Below are 21,592 nucleotides of genomic sequence, written 5' to 3'. Positions count from 1 at the left end.
TCACTTGCCTACGTGATTGTTTATTGTTGTGTCGATCATGTATCTGCTGTCTTAAATCCAATCACATCATAGTAATGTTGCTGACCGTCAAGAATGAAGGAGGGACCTGGTTGCCCCCTTCTTTCTCGGTGACCGGCAAGGTGTACCTCACTCGTTTCCCACGCTTTCCAGTCTTGTTCCGATTCCCAGCGGATCAGGACAAGAACTTCTTCTTCCTCTTTTGTACGCTTCTTATGTAAGACACTTAAATCGAGGAACCCTGGTTGTTGCTCGATGATTCCCTTTCCTGAAAAACGCTCGATCATTTCAACAGCACTTCCTTTTTTGACTTTAAATGTTTTTAATTGGATGAACATCACCTATCACTCCTTCTAATTGATAATGAATATCATTTGCATTAACACTATAGCATTATTCCTCCGGTTTTTGTCAACAACTGTTGTTAGAATACGTTTCATCGTTACAAAAAAATCCCTTCACCCAGTGTAATCTGAGTGAAGGGATTTAATTTAAGCCACACGCGACGACGATTGTGTCTCCGCTGTTTTCTTACCGACGACTGCTCCGATCACTCCACCAATGATGGCTGGTACGACCCATCCGAGACTGACGGAAGCAAACGGTAATACCGCGTCGAACACGTTCGTGACAGCTGAGACGTTAATCCCTGCTGTCTTCAATCCATCAAACAAACTGACGACGAATGTCATCCAAAGCGCCCCTTGATAGACGGCTGGTTTACCTTTAAAGAGTGGATGCAAGAATGTCAGGAAGATGAGACAGATTGCCAGTGGATAAAGTGTCATCAAGACTGGTTTTGAGACGGCGAGCAATTGATTCAGACCGATGTTCGCGACGAGTGCGCTGAAGACCGATAGACCAATCGTCCATTTGACGTACGAGATTTTTGGCACGAGTGCCGAGAAGAACGACGCACAGGCCGTGATCAAGCCGACGCTTGTCGTCATACAGGCGACCGTGATCATCAGACCGAGTAAAATCGCACCGTATTCACCGAAGTAATAATCCGACACAGCTGACAAAATCTCTGCGCCGTTCGCCAGTTGTCCGATTTCCGAGACACTTGAAGCACCCATGAAGGCAAGTGCCGAATACGTGATTGCTAGCAAGGCCGCTGCGATCAATGACGCTTTCGTACAAATCAACAGCAACTGTCGCTTCGATGTGACACCTTTTTCCTTGATCGCTGCGATGATGATAATCCCGAAGACGAAGGCACCGAGTGCATCGAGTGTCATATATCCTTCCTGGAAACCGTTAAAGAAGGCATTCGACTGATATGTCTTCAAAGGATTCTGAAAACTTCCGATTGGATGCAGGACAGCGACGACGATCAACAGACCGATGAACGTGATTTTAATCGGTGTCAGTACTTTCCCGACGACATCGACGATTTTCGTCGGATTCAATGATAAGAGACACGCAACCGTGTAGAACAAGACCGTAAAGATGAGTAGCGGCCAGTGGCTCGTCGATTCACTGAAGAACGGCTTGATTCCAATCTCATACGAGACCGTTCCGGCACGAGGAATCGCGAAGAAGGGACCGATCGCAAGATACAGAATGACCGAGAAGCCGATTCCAAACGCAGGATGAACGCGTGACGCCATCGCTTGTAGATCGCGTTCCCCTGAAAACGCAAATGCGAGAATCGCAAGCAATGGTAGACCGACACCGGTGACGAGGAATCCGGCATTGGCGACCCAGACATGCTCCCCTGCGAGCTGTCCGAGCATCGGCGGAAAGATGAGATTTCCTGCCCCGAAGAATAAGGCGAAGAGCATCATGCCGATGACGATGATAAATGATGTTGGAACAGTTTTAGACATAATAAACCCCCACTGATGATGATCGACTTCATCTCGCTCCCTAAGCAGATGAAGTACTTCGTTCGAAAGGATACCATACGTTTAAGAGCTCGTGCTAGGAGTTTATCTGGAGAATATTCTGAAAATTGCGCAGAAAGTTTGGTGGAGCTATGGTCTATAGAATTTGTTACGTCTGTGCGTCGAAGCATGAAACCGGATTCATAAGTTCATATGACGTAGTAGGATTAAAAGGCTTCATGAAGAAAGTAAATATATGGATAATCAAACAGGAGGTTTTTCTATGAAATCGATCTATCTTCTTAGCGCCACCCTTTTACTTGCCAGTTGTTCCCCCGCTGCCGAAAAACCGAAGACGTATGACATCTCATTTACGCATGAGAAACAAGAGATTCAAATCGTTCCTTTGTACAAGGCGTATGACGATTACATTCAAGCGGCTTCGAAACATCCAGAGGACAATGAGGCACTATTTAAAAAATATGTATTGGACGCTAAAAATAGCGTCATCAAAAAAGAACAGCTCCAAGCGATGCCCGTTCCTAGCCTTTACGAACAGCCATCGGAAAACATCAAGGACTTAAAGCAGATGAATACATATTTGAAAAAACACCATCAGCGCATCATGAAACAGATCAAGTCCAGTCTCCTGACTTCGATGAAACAACTTCCACGGGATGAGAAGCTCGTCGTCTTCGTCTCCCCGACGACACCAATCGAGCATGATGATGCCAAACGTTATGGTGGTGTCAGCGGTGTCGCGCAAGGAAACAATTCAATGAGTCTGTTCTTCTTGAAGGATTTTTCGGAAACATCATTACGCAACACAACGGCGCATGAGTACCATCATACCGTAGCCCTCGATGAACCGAATCGTGCGACGATGCTCGATTACATCATCCTCGAAGGAAAAGCGGAATTCTTTGCCCACAAGCTTTATCCTGTGGAATCATCGGAAGCGATCGCCCCTCTACTTGACCATACTTTAGAGCATGTGATTTCGGAGCTGAATGCGGAACGATTGACGACGGATGATCTGTTCTTAGGAAATTACGAAAAACAAATTCCATCGTTCGTAAAATACAGACTCGGTTACATGATCGTCTCCGACTTCGTGAAGCAACATCCCGAGATTTCCTTGACGGAATGGTCACGGATGTCCTCCGTGCAAATTCTCGAAAAAAGCAGTTACAAAGACATGTTAACGATTCGCTAAAATCAATAAAGCACGAGACAACGGGAGCAAACATCTCCTTCGTCTCGTGCTTTATTAGTTAACCTTCGTATTTTTTGACGATCGTCGCTACCCCTTGACCGCCCCCGACGCATAACGTCGCAAGACCATGTGTCTCACCCGTCCGCTCGAGTTCATGGATCAACGTAACGAGAATCCGCGCCCCACTCGCACCGATCGGATGACCGAGCGCGATTGCACCGCCATTTCGGTTGAGCTTCTCATGCGGGAACTGTAGCTCCGCATCGACCGCGAGAGATTGTGCCGCGAACGCTTCGTTCGCTTCGATGACATCAATCTCCTCAAGCGTCAGTCCCGCTTTATCGAGTGCCTTTTGGACCGCTTGGACGGGACCGATTCCCATGATGCTCGGGTCGACACCGGACGTTCCGTTCGCGACGATCTCAACGAGTGGTGTCACGCCGAGTTCTTGTGCCTTTGTCACGGACATGATGACGAGCGCCGCAGCTCCGTCATTGATGCCAGATGCATTGCCTGCCGTGACCGTTCCGTCCTTCTTGAATGCCGGGCGCAAACGACTGAGTGTTTCGACAGATGTTCCGGCACGCGGAAACTCATCTTGATCAAAACGGATCGGGTCGCCTTTTCGTTGTGGAATCAACACTGGCGTGATTTCCGAAACGAACCGTTCTTCTGCTAATGCCGTCTGCGCTTTTTGCTGACTCGTCGCCGCGAACTGGTCCTGGGCTTCGCGGGAGAGTTCGTAGATGTCGGCTAAATTCTCCGCCGTGATTCCCATGTGATAGTCATTAAACGCACACTCAAGTCCATCCTGGATGATCGTATCGACGAGCGGTTGGTCACCCATCTTCAGCCCAGACCGCGCGCCCGATAGGACATACGGCGCTTGGCTCATGTTCTCCATCCCACCGGCAACGATGACATCGGCTTCACCCGACTTGATCGCCTGATACGCGAGATGGACGGCTGAGAGACCGGATCCGCAGACCTTGTTAACGGTCATCGCTGGACATGTCTCCGGTAATCCGGCAGCGAGTGCCGCTTGCCGTGCTGGATTTTGACCAAGTCCTGCTGAGAGGACGTTACCGAAAAAGACTTCATCGACGTGATTCCCAGCGACACCTGCTTTTTCAAGTGCTGCACGGATGACTGTCGCTCCGAGTTCCGTTGCTTTGACGTCCTTCAAACTCCCATTGAAATTTCCGATCGCCGTGCGCGTCGCACTTACGATGACGACTGCTTCACTCATCTGCTCCATCTCCTTATTGAATCGTATATCCTCCATCGAGTACGTTCGCTTGTCCTGTGATGCCTTTTGCTTTGCGGCTCGCAAGGAACAATGCATAATCCGCGATTTCCTCGACGGCGAGCAACCGTTTTTGTGGAACGAGCGGATAGATGACTTCCTCAAGTACCTTCTCAAGTTCGACGTGACGCGTCTTCGCCAAGTCTTCCATTTGATTTCGGACGAGCGGTGTATCGACATACCCCGGGCAAATCGCGTTAACGGTGATCCCGTGTTCTGCTCCTTCAAGGGCTGCGACCTTCGTCAGACCGAGCAATCCATGCTTCGCCGAGTTATACGCCGCTTTCCCAGCAAAACCGATTAAACCATTGATCGATGCCATGTTAAGAATCCGTCCGTAGCCTTGTTCCTTCATGATCGGAAAGGCATGTTTGATAGCGATGAACGGCGCCGTCAACATGATCTTGATCATCAATTCGAATTTCTCAGTCGGAAACTCTTCAATTGGTGAGACGTGTTGAAGACCCGCGTTATTGATCAAGACGTCGAGTCGACCAAACTGTTCGACCGTCTGCTTCAAGACGACTTCGACCTGTGCTTCATCAGTGACGTTGAGCGTCATGCCGACCGCTTCATGACCAGCTGCGCGAATCGCTGCCGCCGCCTCTTCTGCTGCTTCTGCGCGAACGTCCGTTACGACGACCTTCGCTCCTGCCACAGCAAACGCCTTTGAGATTTCAAGACCGATGCCGCTTCCTGCACCTGTGACGAGTACGATATCTCCTTGAACCATCTGCTTCACTCCCCTACCGTCACGCGCTCGAGTTCCGGACTGACCGTGAATCGTGCTTCCGTGACTTGTTTGACGTCTTCGACCGTATGACCATTCAGCGTCTCGATCAAGACCATTCCGTCCGGTGTGAAATCAAAGACGGCCCGGTCCGTAATCAAACGGTTGACGACGGCGCGTCCTGTCAACGGCAAGGTACACGCCTGTTTGACTTTCGATTCGCCGTGTTTGTTGACATGTTCCATGATGATGACGACTCGTTTCGCTCCGTTGACGAGGTCCATCGCCCCGCCCATGCCTTTGACCATCTTGCCCGGAATCATCCAGTTCGCGAGGTCACCGTTCTGATCGACTTCCATCCCTCCGAGGATCGCGAGGTCGATGTGTCCGCCGCGAATCATCGCGAACGATTCGGCACTGTCGAAGTAAGATGCTCCAGATTGTGCCGTGACCGTTTCTTTACCGGCGTTGATTTCGTCGGCATCGACTTCATGATCAAGCGGATACGGTCCGATGCCAAGCAGTCCATTTTCGGATTGCAGCATGACATGCATATCGTCCGGAATCGCATTGGCGATCAATGTCGGAATCCCGATCCCGAGATTGACGTACATCCCATCTTCAACTTCCTGAAGTGCGCGTTCAATGATGATCTCTCGTGTCGTTTTCATATCCGTCTCCTCCTCAAGCTTCCCGGACAGTCCGGCGTTCGATGCGTTTTTCATAATCCGTTCCGACGACGATGCGCTGAACGTAGACAGCAGGTGTATGGATCTCATTCGGATCGAGTTCACCGACTTCGACCAGTTCTTCGACTTCGACGATCGTTACTTTTCCGGCTGTCGCGACGATCGGGTTAAAGTTGCGTGACGTCTTTCGGAAGACGAGATTCCCGAGTCGATCTGCTTTCCATGCCTTGACGATCGCAAAATCACCGACGATTCCTTCTTCAAGGAGATACGTCTTCCCGTCGAACTCCTTTTGTTCCTTTCCTTCAGCAATCGGTGTCCCGACGCCTGTTGGTGTATAGAAACCGGGAATGCCAGCTCCACCGGCACGGATACGTTCGGCAAGCGTACCTTGTGGGACGAGATCGACTTCGATCTCGCCACTGAGGTATTGTTGCTCAAACGTCTTGTTTTCCCCGACATACGATGAAATCATCTTCTTGATTTGTCGCGTCTGCAAGAGGAGACCGAGTCCGAAGTCATCGACGCCACAGTTGTTACTGACGATCGTCAAATCCTTGACGCCCTTCTCTTGCAACGCGGTAATTGATTTTTCCGGGATTCCGCAGAGTCCGAAGCCCCCTACGACTAGCGTCGCCCCGTCAAAGATGTCTGCTGTCGCTTCCGCGAATGATGCGTATACTTTCCCCTGTTTCATCTGATGATGCCCCCTTTAAAAATCCTTAGTACAAACCAGTCAAGCTATACAATCCGATCATCAAGAAGACCGTCACTGTCTTGAGAATCGTAATCATGAAGATGTCCTTATACGACTGACGATGCGTCAGCCCCGTAACGGCAAGTAACGTGATGACGGCACCGTTATGCGGTAACGTATCCATTCCGCCGGACGCCATCGAGATGACGCGATGCATGACTTCCGGTGGCACGCCGCCTGATGTGATGGCTTGCGTATATTTATCCGACATCGCACTTAACGCGATTCCCATCCCGCCTGATGCGGAACCAGTAACGCCGGCAAGTGTCGTCGTCGTGACGGCTCCGTTGACGAGCGGATTCGTAAAGGTCTCTGAGATTCCGCTTGAGACGGACTTGAATCCAGGAAGTGCGGCGATGACGCCTCCGAAACCATACTCAGCACCTGTATTCATGACCGCTAGAAGCGCGCCACCGATACTGACATTCAAACCAGCTTGGAAATTCGTCTTGATCTTCGGGAAGTCATACAGCATCGCTGCGAGAATTCCGATCAATAACGCCATTTGGACGGACCAGATTGCAAGAACGGCCGGCGTCTCGATCTTTCCGAATGCTTCTAAACCAATCGCTGAAAAATCGAACCCTTCTGGATACCATTTCGGAATCGAGAGTGTGAAGACTTTGTTCATGACGGCAACGAGGACGAGTGGGACGAAGGCAAGGACTTGCCGATAGACCGGTTGACGATCCGTCTCAAGTGTCATTTCCGGTTCGTTCTTCAACTCCATCTGCGGTGCGGCACTTGCCGCCGTCGCTTCAAATCCAGCGTAGCCTTCCCCTGCTTGATGGGCTTTTTTCTTACGTGACTCGAGATACCACATGCCGACGACTAGGATGAACAATCCACCGACTGTTCCCATGATTGGTGCTGCATAGATATCTGTTTTGAAGAACGTCGTTGGGATGACGTTTTGAATCTGAGGTGTTCCTGGTAAGGCATCCATCGTGAACGTGAATGCACCAAGGGCGATCGTTCCCGGGATGAGGCGTTTCGGGATGTTCGCTTCGCGGAACAAGTTTGCTGCGAACGGATACACAGCGAAGACGACAACGAATAAGCTGACGCCGCTATATGTAAGAATGGCGCCAAGTAAGACGATAGCAAGAATGGCACGCTTCGCACCGATCATACGGATGATCGTCTTTGCAATCGACTCCGCGATACCGGACATCTCAACGACTTTTCCGAAAATCGCCCCGAGGAGGAAGACCGGGAAGTACGCCTTGATGAAGCCGACCATCTTTTCCATGAAGATATTCGAGAAGAAAGGTAACACCCAATCCGGGTTCGTCAGTAAGACGGCGAACAAGGCACAGATTGGCGCAAATAGGATGACAGAAAAACCACGATAGGCAACGAACATCAATAAGGATAAGGCAAGAAGAATGATGACAAGTTCCATAAGTAGATCTCCTTCGATTTTAGTAAGCGCTTTCATATCGCTTCTTCATCATTTAACAACGCAGTGTCGAAGAGGTCAATTAAATTCCGTTAAACTATAAGTACAGCTTATAGAAATCATAAGTTCACATTATAGACACAATTGCATCAAATAGATTATTTTTTCAAGGAACAGGAGTTAGTCCTTTTATGGCGTATGTCTTTTAAGTAACGTACTTTATTTGAAAGGATGGACATTTCATGAAAAGCATCCTTTTTGACGTCTTGCATAACGTGACACTATTAATGGCTGGTTTCTATCTGCTCGGAAAATTATCACCGCTCCCGATCACCCGTGAATCCCCACGGCTGACACGCGTGTTGTACGGTCTTGCTCTAACTGTCATCTCGTTACTACTCATGCAGATGACGATTGAAGCAGCACCTGGCGTCATGGTTGATTTGCGTCATATTCCGGTCGTCGTCGCTGCCTATTTTGGTGGCGCCATCCCGACAACGATTGTGACGATTGCAATCATCATCTATCGTTTCAGTTTAGGAACGAATCTAGCAGCCTTCACCGCATTCGGCTTCATTGTCGCCATTGGTTTAGGAACGAGCTTAATCGTTCGCGAAATGCCACCTTATGCAAAACGAACATTCACACTCGTGACGCTCTACGCGACGGCTTTACACGCTCTTGTCTTATGGATTGTCTTACCGAAACAGATTCTTCTACTTGAAGTGATAGCAGTCGTCATTCCTGCATCGTTCGTCAGTAGCTGGCTCGCCCTACTGATCATCCGCGATATTCGGTTGACCAAACAATCATTACGGATGCTTCGGCAAAAAGCGCAACTCGACTTTTTGACAGGATTGAACAATTCACGCGCCTTCAATGAATACTTCACGGATGTCAAACAGCGATTGATTCTAACCAAACAGTCGGTCGTGTTGTTGACGATCGACATTGATCATTTTAAACAGGTCAACGATACGTATGGACATGAGGCGGGCGATGAGGTGCTACGGCAGTTCGCCAATCGACTGCGCGATGGAGTGTCAGAAAGCGGGTATTTATCCCGTAACGGCGGCGAGGAATTTTCGGTCCTGTTTGAGGGTGTTTCGCTTGCTGAAGTCTTGCCTTTAGCAGAGCAATTACGCGAACGGATCGCTTCTAGTCCGTTCCGACTAGCGACGACAGAGCTACAGCTCACAGCATCGTTTGGTTTAGCCGCATACGATGAGACGACACTGCAAATCGACGATCTTCTACTGGATGCGGATGCTGCTCTCTATCAGGCAAAGCAACAAGGACGGAATCAAGTCGTCCTGTTTTCTCCTAATGCAGAATCTGCCGTCAGCTTTCAAGAATAACGATGGACGCCACCTCTGAAATCCGCTACCTTTAAAGAAGAGGTAGGTGATTGGCATGAAGTTAGCAAAAGGTCCCTATATCCTGATCGGCCTCATTTTAGGTCTCTTGTTCGGATTCATTGGTGACAACTTCTATTTGTATGTATCAGCAGGTATTCTCGTCGGAGCACTGCTTGAATTGTATGTTGCATACGAACAACGCAAAAAAAATAAAAAATCATGATGGAGGTACCAGCATGACATTCAGTGATCTATTTCTTTCAACGCTCTCGTATATCGGTGTCGCGACCGTACTACTTGCAATCGGTGTCGTCTTGTTCGAGGTGACGACGAAATCGAAGGAACTCGAACTCATCCGTAACGGGAAGAAAGCGGCCGTCTACGCCTTCGGTGGACGTATTCTCGGTCTTGCCATCGTCCTCTATTCGAGTATCTCGAACTCTGTCAGCATTCTCGATATGGTGTTATGGGGTGCACTCGCGATCGTCTTACAAATCGTCTTGTTCTATCTTGCAGATTTATTGATTCCACGTTTGAGCATGACGAAAGAGATTGATGCGAATAACGAAGCAGTCGGCTTGCTGCTCCTTTTCTTATCGATTTCAATCGGTTTGATCATTGCAGGATCGCTTACATATTAAAAGGCACGAAAACAGCCCTGGATTATTAGGATCTAGGGCTGTTTAGATTGAACTTCCATTTGATAATTCGAAGGTATAATATATGTATTCTTTATTAAAGTGTAGTGCAGGCACATTAATTTTCCCACAGCACCTTCCTTAAAGTACATAATTCACATAGTTACATTTTGATACTGCACTTCGTTTCCTCTTCTTGACATAATCCCTAAACAATTTCGATTTCTTTGACACTGTGATCGTAATGAGGTATTTCAAGTTATTTCAATCAAATCAAGAACGAAGCCAGATTGACTAAGACGTTTAACTCGTTCAACTGTTGGTTTACTTCATTGATACACGAAAGCTTTCAATTTTCACATTTGTTGTCATGTCGATAATTGAAGAACCTGCTCGCAACAATTTCTAAAAGTAATTCTCCTAATGATCATAGAAGGATTTCAACACAGCTCAAAATTAGATTGTTCTTCGTTCTATTGTTCAATGGTTAACCTCTAATTATTTTATATCTTTGAAATGTATTATAGTCAATATATTCAGGGTTTTTTTGTCGAGCGAAGATCGGATTAATCCTGCCACGAAGAAACTTAGTCTTAGCTATATTGACCCAAATGAATCGTTAACATTGCCAGTGTATCAAGATTTTTTTAAAACAAGTCGAAAATTTAAAAAGAAGATGTAACATTAAAAAAGTCATTGCCTAACTTGATATGATTTTGATGCAGGCTAATTAGAAATTAAAATGATTCATAACGCGTATAGGTTTCAATAAGTTGAGATTGGTGCATTATTGATTAAGTTATTATAAAGATCACGATGCAATAAAATATGGATTAGACAAGAGGTTAAGTAATTAAACTCTATTAAAGAGAATGAGCATTTTGGTATAATTGAATAGTAGGAACCAAGTGTTTACTCAAAGAAATAGTTTTTCTCCTGTTGAAATATAGCACCCTTTATATTAAGATACAATTTTCAATTTCAAAACATCAATTCTCGATAGCGAGAGAAAGACGTGATAATCATGATGTCGGAAGAAGAATTTTGCAGGATGATCGAAAAAGATTATATCTATTATATGTATAAAGCGAAGCGTGGTTATCCATTCGACTGTCATACTTCAGCGAATCTAATTTCTTCTTATTTAACAGTTCATTTTAATAAAAAATTTATTCATCGTACATTCAAATTCCGAGAATTTATTCATGGCTGGACAAAAGGTGAAAATATATGTATTGATTTTACTGGAATACAGTTTAACCTTGGACCAGACAGAGAAAAGTTTATAAATCTCTCGAAATCCCTAAATAAGGATGAAGTTTTTGAAATAACTCAAAAACACAGAATTGAAAATCCATTAACAAGTAGCGAAGATATGGATGATTTGTATTATCCTGGTGAGTTTGGGAATGAACCATTATACGGATTAGAATATGCAAAAAAAGTAAATAACCCCTATCATATAGATAGTTTTATGGCATATGTAAAAGAAGCATATGAAGAAGTTAACAGAAAAGTTAATGATTGCTATACAGTAAACTACCCTGTAAAATAGAAATTTTAATAAAAAGATCAAGTTTTCTATGCTGCGATTAGATGGTCCCGACATTGTTTCGGGGTCATCTTTTTTAGGTTCCATCGACCACGCTCGCAGTTGTAATAGCTTATGTAACTCCCGCCCCTCTCTCGGACCTCCTCGATTGATCCGCACGAACGGTTGATGATATAATTCTTCAAATGACCGAAGAACGATTCGATCAGTGCGTTGTCGAGACAGTTGCCCCGACGTGACATGGACTGGATCAGTCAGGGGTTGTCAACGAGTCGCTGGTAGCCTGGATGGGTATAGTAGAAGCCTTGGTCCGAATGAATCGTCGTCTGGGGATGTCGATTCCCCTGGAGATGCTCTTCGAGCTTTTTTATCGTCTGAAAGACGAGGTCCATGCGAAGATCCGTGGATAGTTTGTATGCCACGATTTCGCGTGTGGCGACGTCCTTCACACAAGACAAATAGACGTTCTCGCCGGAGGCGATGGGGAGATAGGTGATATCGGTCACGAATACCTTCCCGGGGTCGCTCTTCCGAAACTCGCGGTTCAATCGGTTCGGCACGACGCGATGCGGATAACGGTGTTGATGGTCTGATATTTCTCTGCTAGTGTTAGTTCGAATGTTTTACCTGTCCTTCTAACTTCTCTAACTTTGTTAAGAGCACGTTCTCTGCCGTCAGGTATTTGATCCGTTCCTCTATCTTCGCCAACGTCTCTCCATCGACACGTCTGTCTTCGGGCGTCCACCTTCCAGAACCTTTCCATGTTTGTCGTTCCAGAGACCCTTCTCTCCGTTTAAAGCTTCCTCTCTCTTGCTGATATCAAAAATTATAAAGGTTCAATAACGAATACTATTGCCCACGTCACAACAACATAAACGCCTGCCACTTATTATTTGCATCGAGACGTATAGCAAACAATGACCAGTATCCTGTCGATTAATGCAACTGGTGGGAAGTATACTCCCGTTTCTGTGACTATATCTGCTTCATCTGCAATCGTTTGACAATAATTAATATAGGATTTTATTTGTGAATTATTGAATTTGCGATCGTATCCCCACCAGTGGTACGTACGTTTACTATATACAGCTACTCTTGCTATCATCGTCTCATCGATACTTAAGTCTTAATTGATTCTGATTTCACCATTTTTAACTGATTGATTTAGAGTATCAAAGTGCAGTTGCAGTTCATCTACAGCATATTGTTCCCGTATTCTTTGAGGAATATTTTCTTGGAAAGTAAAAGTAATGTATCCTCCTTCATTCATTTTTACAAAAGGCTTATAATCATGAATTGTTGAATCTATATCAGTAATAGATTCATTAATTTCCTGTATTTATGCATTTGCATCGTTCGTTGTAGCATGAATCGTCGAAGGTAAAAATACTACATAAAACAAGAGATGACGCTAACAATTGTAGTTGTGACTTTTTTCAAATTAATGCCCACCTTTGATATTCAACGCAAACCTAACAAATAAAGGGTTGATTAACTTTAAAAATTAAAAACAGGACAATAAAAACTAACTTACATTTTATTTTTAATAAATGGAGGATATTCGCACTACAACTAAATAGATAATAAGATTAATAAATATTTTAATGTATAATTTTACAATTTTAATTTAATACGAAATATAAGCAAGTTATATTTTAGTTGATACAGCGTATGTCGACAAATTGCAACATCCTTAATATCTTTGACACATCAAAATAACGATTTGATTGACAGGATAAATTGTTACGTTCTAACTATCACAAGAAAAACATTGTCATATTGTGGTTCTTGAAGGAAATAAGCATGGATATGTACCGATTCGGAGAGTGGTAGAGTTGGTCGAAAGGACGTATGGAGAGATCTCACAGGTAGTAATCAGCGCCTATGAGCACAATCGTTCACTTCCTTCTATCCTCGATATCCAAATCCTTGCAATAGCCTGTGAACAGACACTTGGATCCATTCCTTAGGATGCGTTCGACTTAATGATGGAGAAGAAACGGAACTGGTCGTACCTGAAGCAAGAACGTTTTGATCTAACAGAGCTTCCACTCGCAGATTCCGTACGCACGTTTGACGGTATGACGTATCAGCTTACACTGGCGAATTGTAATCGAACAAGAGAGTAAAGAGACACGAGGAATTTTGCAACTCTATTATCGTACCCGAACCGTCGTCGGAGAGAATCAAGTGATCGCAAAACGGAAGCACAAGAATGATGAATTGATTCATATCTCCCGCCGTAGACTCGTTCATCAGTGATAAACGCTTATTCAATACCTGTTTACTTATGGAATAACACGAAGCAATGTCAGAAAGAAATGATGATTATAGAAGCATATCGCTAAGGACAGTCCTCACAATCATACATTGGCAGGTCCCTCACGAGTGACCGGATGACTGGGATATACTCGCGAGTCGCCTAAAAATCGCCTGCAGGTTACGTATTCGTTGAGGGTCGGCGAAGAAACCCTATACAAATGTCCGGTACTGGATGTCAGAGTTTGTAGGAGAACGTGCTTTAAACCAACCGGAATCACGATTGATTGTTGGGTACAAAAATTAATAAAACAAACTCTGTTCCATAAAATGAAACCAAAATAGATACCCGCTATTTGTTTGAAAAAAATGTGTTTCGATTAATTTAGAAGCGGAGAAATTTCTCATAATATTCCATTTTTCATGGTAATCTTCTACACTTTTCGATTACTTATAAATCAAACAGCCTTGAATCATTTGATTCAAGGCTGTTTTCATGTTCTTTTATTTTTCAAGCTCCTCTAACTCCGTCCGCGAACGCGGGAACCCATTCGCTTGCCACTCAGCTCGATAGATCGAATCCAGTTTCGTCAATCCGACCTCATCCGGGTCTTTCGCAGCATCGGGACTCGGATCCTGATCGAGATGCTCTAAATAATCACGTAGCGCATCGGTCTGTGTGCCCTGTTCCCGCTTCCTGAACAACAATAGACTCGCACCGGCAATGACACCTGCTCCGAATAAATACCGTTTTTTCAAGCCCATACGGTTTCCTTCTTTCTTTCCTTAAACCAATCCACCACCGTCACGCAGTCGTGGATGCGCGATACGTTTGACCTTGCCCTCTTCGACCGTCAGGACATGATCGGGCTGTCGCTCGAAGTAACCGGTCTCGAGTACACCCGACCAACTCTTCACTTCTTTTGCGAATACTCGGACGTCCGAGATGGCTGATAAGTCTACGTCAAGAATCACGTGACCTCCATCTGTAACGAAGGGACGATTGTCTTTCACGCGTAGCGTTGCGGATACATGCTTATCACGCAACCGTTGCCGCACATACGGTAAGGCAAACGGATCCAGTTCGACCGGTAACGGTCCGCTTAAATGATGGACGAACTTCGAGGAATCGGTCAGATAGAGCAATTCTCGACTCATCAGTGCGACGATTTTCTCGCGAAATAGTGCACCGCCACCACCTTTGATTGTTTGGAAGTGTCCGTCAATTTGATCAATCCCATCGATCGTCACATCGATTTCCATTCCCTCTTCCAAGTCGATCAACGGAATGTGTAACTGTTCCGCGAGTCGGACCGTCGCAAGTGACGTCGCCACACCTTGAATCTGTAGTCCGGCCTGCACAAGTGGACCAAGCGCCTCGATGAATCGTTCCGTCGTCGAACCCGTCCCAAGACCAATTATCATCCCATTTTTCACGTAAGTTAGTGCTGCCTCAGCGACTAATTGTTTCTCCTGTTCATACATCCGCATCCCTCCCTACATTTCTGTTCCCGTTTCGATTCGTCTTCAATCGACGGAGAGAGAGGATTCCGTTAACTTCAGGTACTGCTCAATTGCCTGGACGAGCGGTTGTTGAGCTTCCATCCAAAACGCGACAGATGTCGGATCAGCGTCGAGATGACGTTTAACGATCTCATCGATCGTCGCTTGACCGGAATCATGCATGACGGCTTCAAAGACTGTCGAAAATTGACTCGGATCCGCTTGAACCGTCTGATACAGACTATTGCTGAGCAGATAACCGATCGTGTAGGGAATGTTGTAGAACGCAAGATTCGGATTGAACAGATGACTGATGTACATCCATTTATAGCGCGCTGGTTCAGGCAATACCGGACCATAGGCTAACCGTTCTTCCTCTTGCAGGAGTTCACTTAACCGTTCGGCACTGACCGTCCCTTGCTGACGTTCCGCATAAAACCGTTGCTCGAACCGGAACATCCCGGGAACGATGCTGGCATATTTCAGCCCTTCTCGGATCTTGACTTCAAGCAGAGCAAGCACTTCCTCCCGTTCCGTCGTCTCTTTGATGGCAGCATCGAGGACGAGATTCTCCATGAACGTCGAAGCCGTCTCCGCAATGCTCGTTCCTTTGACTTGATTTAAATACGGTTCGTCTTGCAGTAAATAATTATGATAGGCATGACCAAATTCATGAGCGAGCGTCGCGACGTCCGGATAACTGTCGCGGTACGTCATGAAGATTCGGCTCTCCTTGGCAATCGGAAAGGCAGCGCAGAATCCGCCCTCTGCTTTTCCAGGACGATTCTCTGCATCGACCCATCCCTCACTAAACACGTTTTCCGCGAAGGCGCCAAGCTGCGGATTCAATCGTTTGAATTGTGTCGTGACGATGGTCTCTGCCATCTCAAACGGAACGTGACGCGCGGAGCGATAGGTGTTCGTCTCAAAATCATGCCATTCTCCAGTCACCCGCTCCGCCTGGGCAATCTTGCGAGCGTAATAGGCGTGAAAGAGGTCGCGGTGTTGATTGAGTGCTTCCATCATCGCTGTTAGGCTCGCTTCCGAGATCCGGTTCTGCTCAAGCAACTCAGTCAATGGTTGCTCCCAGTTCCGCATCTTGTAGGATTGCAATCTGAAGCCGGCAATCCGGTTCAAGATTGTCGCAAACAGGTCAGCTTCTTGTGCACAAGCAGTGTCAACTGCTGTCGCTGCCGCTAGACGAGCCGAACGGTCAGGTGCGAACATCGCTTCGTGTAGCCCTTGACCGATCGTGACCTGCTTATTATCCAAGTCGACGCGTAATGCCATGAAACGCTGTTTGTAGAGCTGTCCCCAGCCTTGGAACCCGTCCACACCGAGATCCTGCAACAATTGTTCCTGCACTAGTGGTGCACGACGCGACTGGATGTCACGGCGTTCGTTCAAGAAAAAGGCGTATGGTGAGCCCGTGACGAGCTCCTCCCACTCTTCTTGTGACAGTGCAGCGATCTTCGTATCGAGTGCTGCTGCCTCACTGCGCACCATCGCTTGCACGATTTCAATCTCTTCGAGCAATGGATGGACTTCTGAGCGCGTGACATCTTCAGCGTACAGACAATAAATGAAGTCGCTCCATTCCTCGACGTCGCGCGCGACTTGCTGATAACGCTCGACCTGTTCTGCCACATTTGTCGGACGTTTCGTCAACGCTGCTTGTATCTTAGTAATTCCTGATTTGACGTCATCTATCGTGTAGAGTGTCTCTAACTGCCATCGTGTGTGTTTCATGCTTTTCCCCCTATGCGTGATCTATTCGTTCTTTCATTCGTGAGAACACTCGACTTCTCCTGTAATTTCCATCAGACACAAAAAAACTCCTTCAGCCATTGACTGAAGGAGGACATCCTCATAAGACGAAGAAGTAGACACATAGGAAATGTGCTAAGCTACCAAGTAATACGAAGATATGGAAGATTTCATGAAATCCAAGATGTTTGAACGATAAGATCCGTGGCTTCAGCCCATAGATGATGCCACCGATCGTATAGAAGATACCACCAAGGAACAACAATCCGATGCCGAGCGGTGATAAGACTTGCGCGAGTGGTGTGATCGCAAATACCATGATCCAGCCCATTCCGATGTAGAGCGTCGTTGATAACCAACGTGGACTGTTGAACCAAACCAATTTAAAGGTGATTCCAGAGACTGCAATCAACATGACGATGCTGAACAAGACCCAACCAGTCGGACCGTTCAAACTGACGAGACAAAATGGTGCGTAAGACCCGGCAATCAACAGATAAATCATCGAATGATCCAACCGACGCCAGATTGCGATCGCCCGGTCGCTCGCAAGCACCATATGGTAGGTTGCTGAGACGGCATAGAGCGCCATCATACTGACACCAAAAATAATCGCTGCAACAATCGCAAGTGATGCCCCCCGTTCTAACGATGCCTTGATGACAAGTGCCAGTAACCCGACAAAAGCAAAGACAGCCCCTCCAAGATGCGTTAATCCATTAATCGGTTCTCTCATATAAGCTTTCACTTTCGTTCCTCCTCTGATATGTAGTTTCGAATACTACATGGCGTTATATACGTATTCTATCATATGATGGAGAAGTAGAAAGTCCTATTTTAGCGATTTTGGAGGTTTTTTTATGACACATTCTGATGACACGAGACACGATCGCCAATTACGGCTCGAAGATATTCCGAATATCGATCTCTATATGGATCAAGTCATCCAACTGTTCGAGCGGACATTCGAGGCAACGACGCGAAGTACAGATGAGACGATTTTGACGAAGACGATGATCAACAATTATGCCAAAAAGAAATTATTCTTTCCGGTCACGAATAAAAAATATACGAAGGAGCACTTGATTCTGATCAGCTTGATTTATCAATTGAAAAGTTCGTTTTCGATCAATGACATCAAGACGATTCTCGCGCCCTTGAACGAAGGGATCGAACAGGATCAACTTGATCTTGAAGGGTTTTATCGCAATTACCTCGAACTGACGGAACGAAATACAGCCCGCTTCGTAACAGAACAAGACGCTCTAACCGCCTCGACGACCGACCCACTGGAACAGATCTTAGCGATGGCTCATATGAGTAACTTGTACCGGCGCGCAGCAGAACAATTGATTGACACCCAACTGAAAAAATAAGATAACGCTTTCACTGCGTGATACACTAGAAGAAAAGGCAGAGGAGGAACAGTCATGGAGATCGCGACGACTTTCTTGCGACAGCTGGATCACATCGGACCAGAATTCAGAACCTATCAGGATGGTATTCTCATCGAACTGGCATTCGACCGAACGATCGGAACGGAGCAGGTTTCCGCAAGTGTGTTGCTTGAGACAGCAGATGACTTGAAAATACGCTTGCATACACAAACCACCCAGGCATTATTACTTGCTTCGAAGATTCATGCCTTTGACGCCCACACACCGAGTCGGATTGCTGAGATGATGTCGATTCATGGCTATTTTAAATCGCATCGATTGTCGCATCCCTTGAATGCCTATTCTACTGCCCTGTTCATCAGCCGTCTTACTCCGCAGGACGTGGTACTTGAACGAACGGTACAATTATACACACGCCTCAAAAAACAACATCGGTTCATCGTGTCACCGCTATTGATCTCTTTCGTCTATTTTCACGCTACGACACGCGGTGAGTTAGACGAGCTCGCCTCGCGTATCGAAACGGTCTATCAACGACTCAAACGGCGATTCGGACGCGCTCAACAGACGTATGTCGTCGCCTTGATATTCGCTTTATTGCCTGAAGACGATTGGGATCGCTATATCGCACAAGTGGAGGCATCCCGTAAGATACATCGTAAACACCATGTTCCGCTGTCGTTTCACGGTATGCTTGCGTTACTCGGTGATCCAAATGTTCACGCTTCGTCACTCGAACGGATGGCAGAGGCGTTACGCTCCGATTTACATTTTAAGTACCGGAAAGACTTAGTCTATTTGACAGCAATCCGATTGTATTTAAGTCAACAAACAATCCTGCAACAACTCTTCCCATCTTCGATTCTCCCACCGGACGGCGCCGACGCGATTCCGTTCTTACTCTTCCCTGTTGATTTGACCGATACGTCCCATGCGACAGACGGCGGGATCGACGGAGGATTTGATGGTGGTGGTGACGGCGGCGGGGGTGGCGAGTAATCTTTTACTCCATCAAAAAAAGGCAATCGGTATCCGGCATTTCTGCCGGACATCGATTGCCTTTAATTTTAGTTATTCCTTATCTTGTTGGTTGTCATCATCAGACGGCTGGACATCCCCATCTTCATCTGAAGCATGGGACAAATCGGGTGCCTCTTCACTCGAAGCATCGTTGTCTGGTCGTTCTGTTTTCTCAGCATCTTGTTCTTGCTCTTGATGCTTCGATTCTTTTTCATCCTTCGATTTTTCCGGAACCTCCGCATGGTTCTGCGGATCACGCCCCGCAATCTCATCCTTCGTCATTCGGTTACCTGAAGTAATCGGATCCGTTTCTTTATCGTGTTGATCAGCCATTTGGCATCCCCCTTAAAATGTACTTGTTCCACCTTTTAAGGTATTCCCGACTGAAGAACGGTTAAACCTCAGCACGCCCTCGTATGATGTCCTCGACGAGCAGTTGATCGATCGGTTGAGGATGATGAACCTCGTATCCTTGTACATACAACAACTCATCTAACGTTTGAATGTGCTGCAGCTGAGACGGCGTTTCGACTTCCTGAATCACGAGCGCGATGTTCAACGTCGACGTCAAGGAATGAACAGAGCGAATCATCGAGCGTTCCAGCTGATTTTGAACGAGTCGACGCGTAAAGATTGGATCGAGTTTGACCGCTTGAACAGGCAGGCGTAACAACGAATTGAGTGACGCATAATGACTACCGAAGTGATCGACGGTCAGACGATAGCCTGCTTGGCGTAACTGTTCCAAGCGTTTGATCGCAAAACGACGACGTGTTTGCAGTACTTCCTCACGAATTTCTAGAATGAGACGCTCATTCGGGAAGTAAGACTCTTCTGTTAGTCGAATTAACTCGGAAAAGAGTTGATCCGACTCGAACTGATTTGCCGATAGATTGACAGCGACGGAAATCTTACGACCAAACGTTTCTTCTAGCCGTCGTTGGTCCAAGATGGCCTGACAGATCGTAAATCGACCGATGTCCGGAAAAATCTCCATCTTCTCAGCAATCGGAATGAAATCCGTCGGACTGACAAAGCCAAGCACTGGATGGTTCCAGCGTAAAAGTGCTTCTACCGCGACATAATGTTCTTGTTTGGCATCGACGATCCATTGGTAATAAAGTTCGAACTGCCCTCGTTCCAGTGCATGTGACAGCTCTGATTCAAGGACCGATGCAAACGGGTGTTGCTCCGCATGTCGGTTCGGATTGACGAACGAGGTCCGTCGTTTCCCGTCGTGTTTCACTTGTTGCATCAAGGCTTCCGCTGCATAAATCTGCGTCTGACGACTCGCCATGTCACCCGTCAAGAGACTGACCCCAGACGATGCCGTCACGTGAATCGGTTCGTCCGCGACACCAACGATTGGTTGCTCGATTGCTTCCGTGACGATGCGGGCATAGTCTATTGCATGCTGTTCGAATTCTTGCTCTTGCTCAAGTTCTGCCAATACGACGAACTCATTACCATCCATCCGTCCGACGACATGATTCGGTAACGGTACATATTTTAGACGACTTGCAATTTCACGCAATACTTCATTCCCTATCCGGTAACCGTGCGTAGCATTGATCGCATGAAAACGGTCGAGGTTCAAGACCATCAAGAAAGCTGGATGAATCGTCACACTCGAAATTAAACGATTCATATAGCGTTCGTTATAGACATCTGTCAAAGCGTCTTTGATGACATACGTTTCAACGTTGATTGATTTACTAATGATGTCAGCGTAATGTTCCACAAGTGCAATATCCTGCTCCTTGAAGTCGAATGGTTGATCGTCGAAGGCGCACAACGTCCCGATCTTCTCATTCTCAGCATTCTTGATTGCCACTCCCATGAAACTTCCGTTCCCCAGTGCTTTCGTGACCGGATGATTGACCGTCAATGGATCGTTGAGCAATTCACTGATTGAAACCTTTCCATCCGTTTCATCGACGACCAGCTTACAGAGAACGTGTTGGAAGACATGGGTCGAGCCTTCTTCAATCAATTGTCGCTCTTGATTGATCGCCTTGACGACAAAGTTGCTATATGAATCATTTAATGCAAAAAACAACGTGTTGACGCCGATCCGTTCACTCAGTTTTTCAAGAATCTCTTCGACGAGCGGATGCAATGCTTCATAACGAATGTGTGAATTATTCACCG

The 21,592-nt window shown here is 46.4% G+C and carries 23 protein-coding genes; 8 read left to right on the top strand and 15 right to left on the bottom strand.

The window, feature by feature from the left end; genetic code table 11:
* Positions 1 to 35: 35 nt before the first annotated feature.
* On the bottom strand, positions 36 to 356 hold the full coding sequence (locus EXW93_RS05830; protein ID WP_174316115.1) for an antibiotic biosynthesis monooxygenase: 321 nt from the start codon (positions 354 to 356) through the stop codon (positions 36 to 38).
* Positions 357 to 509: 153 nt separating this feature from the next.
* Positions 510 to 1,850 carry a branched-chain amino acid transport system II carrier protein gene (gene brnQ, locus EXW93_RS05825; protein ID WP_035398051.1) on the bottom strand — a complete coding sequence of 447 codons (1,341 nt, stop codon included), beginning with the start codon at positions 1,848 to 1,850 and terminating at the stop codon, positions 510 to 512.
* Between the two features lie 280 nt (positions 1,851 to 2,130).
* Between brnQ and EXW93_RS05820 the strand changes: the two genes are divergently transcribed.
* The gene (locus EXW93_RS05820) at positions 2,131 to 3,063 is read left to right on the top strand and encodes a DUF2268 domain-containing putative Zn-dependent protease (RefSeq protein WP_174316114.1); all 933 of its coding nucleotides are present in this window, start codon (positions 2,131 to 2,133) and stop codon (positions 3,061 to 3,063) included.
* A gap of 58 nt (positions 3,064 to 3,121) precedes the next feature.
* Here EXW93_RS05820 and EXW93_RS05815 read toward each other — a convergent pair whose 3' ends face one another.
* From EXW93_RS05815 to EXW93_RS05795, 5 genes are read right to left on the bottom strand one after another with little or no spacing between them, the layout of a single operon-like run.
* Entirely contained in the window at positions 3,122 to 4,312 is a 1,191-nt protein-coding gene (locus EXW93_RS05815) for an acetyl-CoA C-acetyltransferase (protein WP_174316113.1), read from the bottom strand.
* A 13-nt stretch (positions 4,313 to 4,325) separates the two neighbouring features.
* On the bottom strand, positions 4,326 to 5,102 hold the full coding sequence (locus EXW93_RS05810; protein WP_055967233.1) for a 3-hydroxybutyrate dehydrogenase: 777 nt from the start codon (positions 5,100 to 5,102) through the stop codon (positions 4,326 to 4,328).
* 5 nt (positions 5,103 to 5,107) lie between these two features.
* Complete coding sequence (locus EXW93_RS05805; RefSeq protein WP_035398057.1) at positions 5,108 to 5,770, bottom strand: 3-oxoacid CoA-transferase subunit B; 663 nt, start codon at positions 5,768 to 5,770, stop codon at positions 5,108 to 5,110.
* 13 nt (positions 5,771 to 5,783) lie between these two features.
* Positions 5,784 to 6,485, bottom strand: coding sequence for a CoA transferase subunit A (locus tag EXW93_RS05800; RefSeq protein ID WP_055967230.1), 702 nt, complete (start codon positions 6,483 to 6,485; stop codon positions 5,784 to 5,786).
* Between the two features lie 25 nt (positions 6,486 to 6,510).
* On the bottom strand, positions 6,511 to 7,950 hold the full coding sequence (locus tag EXW93_RS05795) for a GntP family permease (protein WP_035398062.1): 1,440 nt from the start codon (positions 7,948 to 7,950) through the stop codon (positions 6,511 to 6,513).
* Positions 7,951 to 8,189: 239 nt separating this feature from the next.
* On the opposite strand from EXW93_RS05795, the gene EXW93_RS05790 reads away from it, so the two are divergent.
* From EXW93_RS05790 to EXW93_RS05775, 4 genes are all read left to right on the top strand, one after another.
* The gene (locus EXW93_RS05790) at positions 8,190 to 9,305 is read left to right on the top strand and encodes a GGDEF domain-containing protein (protein ID WP_174316112.1); all 1,116 of its coding nucleotides are present in this window, start codon (positions 8,190 to 8,192) and stop codon (positions 9,303 to 9,305) included.
* Between the two features lie 55 nt (positions 9,306 to 9,360).
* Positions 9,361 to 9,528 carry a hypothetical protein gene (locus tag EXW93_RS05785; RefSeq protein WP_023467823.1) on the top strand — a complete coding sequence of 56 codons (168 nt, stop codon included), beginning with the start codon at positions 9,361 to 9,363 and terminating at the stop codon, positions 9,526 to 9,528.
* Between the two features lie 13 nt (positions 9,529 to 9,541).
* The gene (locus EXW93_RS05780) at positions 9,542 to 9,946 is read left to right on the top strand and encodes a DUF350 domain-containing protein (RefSeq protein ID WP_023467822.1); all 405 of its coding nucleotides are present in this window, start codon (positions 9,542 to 9,544) and stop codon (positions 9,944 to 9,946) included.
* Positions 9,947 to 10,967: 1,021 nt separating this feature from the next.
* Positions 10,968 to 11,498: a hypothetical protein gene (locus EXW93_RS05775; RefSeq protein ID WP_174316111.1), complete on the top strand. Its 531-nt coding sequence runs from the start codon at positions 10,968 to 10,970 to the stop codon at positions 11,496 to 11,498.
* Positions 11,499 to 11,524: 26 nt separating this feature from the next.
* Here EXW93_RS05775 and EXW93_RS16625 read toward each other — a convergent pair whose 3' ends face one another.
* Both EXW93_RS16625 and EXW93_RS16620 read right to left on the bottom strand, forming a co-directional pair.
* The gene (locus EXW93_RS16625; RefSeq protein ID WP_174316110.1) at positions 11,525 to 11,737 is read right to left on the bottom strand and encodes an IS3 family transposase; all 213 of its coding nucleotides are present in this window, start codon (positions 11,735 to 11,737) and stop codon (positions 11,525 to 11,527) included.
* Between the two features lie 12 nt (positions 11,738 to 11,749).
* Positions 11,750 to 12,055, bottom strand: a complete 306-nt coding sequence (locus EXW93_RS16620; RefSeq protein WP_371811109.1) for a DDE-type integrase/transposase/recombinase — start codon at positions 12,053 to 12,055, stop codon at positions 11,750 to 11,752.
* Between the two features lie 1,425 nt (positions 12,056 to 13,480).
* Here EXW93_RS16620 and EXW93_RS05760 point away from each other — a divergent pair.
* Positions 13,481 to 13,624 (top strand): hypothetical protein, encoded by a 144-nt coding sequence (locus EXW93_RS05760; protein ID WP_174316108.1) that lies wholly within the window; start codon positions 13,481 to 13,483, stop codon positions 13,622 to 13,624.
* Between the two features lie 634 nt (positions 13,625 to 14,258).
* On the opposite strand, the gene EXW93_RS05755 is transcribed toward EXW93_RS05760, so the two are convergent.
* The 4 genes from EXW93_RS05755 to trhA all read right to left on the bottom strand — a co-directional run bounded on the left by EXW93_RS05755 (position 14,259) and on the right by trhA (position 17,772).
* Entirely contained in the window at positions 14,259 to 14,519 is a 261-nt protein-coding gene (locus EXW93_RS05755) for a hypothetical protein (protein WP_174316107.1), read from the bottom strand.
* A gap of 21 nt (positions 14,520 to 14,540) precedes the next feature.
* Positions 14,541 to 15,239 (bottom strand): ribose-5-phosphate isomerase RpiA, encoded by a 699-nt coding sequence (rpiA, locus tag EXW93_RS05750; protein WP_174316106.1) that lies wholly within the window; start codon positions 15,237 to 15,239, stop codon positions 14,541 to 14,543.
* 42 nt (positions 15,240 to 15,281) lie between these two features.
* Positions 15,282 to 17,006, bottom strand: coding sequence for a M3 family oligoendopeptidase (locus tag EXW93_RS05745; RefSeq protein WP_174316105.1), 1,725 nt, complete (start codon positions 17,004 to 17,006; stop codon positions 15,282 to 15,284).
* A gap of 118 nt (positions 17,007 to 17,124) precedes the next feature.
* Positions 17,125 to 17,772 (bottom strand): PAQR family membrane homeostasis protein TrhA, encoded by a 648-nt coding sequence (gene trhA / locus EXW93_RS05740; RefSeq protein ID WP_023467814.1) that lies wholly within the window; start codon positions 17,770 to 17,772, stop codon positions 17,125 to 17,127.
* Between the two features lie 112 nt (positions 17,773 to 17,884).
* On the opposite strand from trhA, the gene EXW93_RS05735 reads away from it, so the two are divergent.
* Together EXW93_RS05735 and EXW93_RS05730 are read left to right on the top strand one after the other, a co-directional pair.
* The gene (locus EXW93_RS05735; RefSeq protein ID WP_055967209.1) at positions 17,885 to 18,400 is read left to right on the top strand and encodes a DUF1836 domain-containing protein; all 516 of its coding nucleotides are present in this window, start codon (positions 17,885 to 17,887) and stop codon (positions 18,398 to 18,400) included.
* 54 nt (positions 18,401 to 18,454) lie between these two features.
* Complete coding sequence (locus EXW93_RS05730) at positions 18,455 to 19,420, top strand: DUF4003 family protein (protein ID WP_023467812.1); 966 nt, start codon at positions 18,455 to 18,457, stop codon at positions 19,418 to 19,420.
* Between the two features lie 72 nt (positions 19,421 to 19,492).
* Here EXW93_RS05730 and EXW93_RS05725 read toward each other — a convergent pair whose 3' ends face one another.
* Both EXW93_RS05725 and EXW93_RS05720 read right to left on the bottom strand, forming a co-directional pair.
* Entirely contained in the window at positions 19,493 to 19,774 is a 282-nt protein-coding gene (locus EXW93_RS05725; RefSeq protein ID WP_023467811.1) for a hypothetical protein, read from the bottom strand.
* A gap of 61 nt (positions 19,775 to 19,835) precedes the next feature.
* Positions 19,836 to 21,590 (bottom strand): EAL domain-containing protein, encoded by a 1,755-nt coding sequence (locus EXW93_RS05720; RefSeq protein ID WP_023467810.1) that lies wholly within the window; start codon positions 21,588 to 21,590, stop codon positions 19,836 to 19,838.
* Positions 21,591 to 21,592 lie beyond the last annotated feature (2 nt).

This window comes from Exiguobacterium sp. JMULE1 (assembly GCF_013337175.1).
Classification (GTDB): domain Bacteria; phylum Bacillota; class Bacilli; order Exiguobacteriales; family Exiguobacteriaceae; genus Exiguobacterium_A; species Exiguobacterium_A indicum.
The sequence above is the reverse complement of the archived record's forward strand: the minus strand, read 5'-3'. Positions and strand labels throughout refer to the sequence as shown.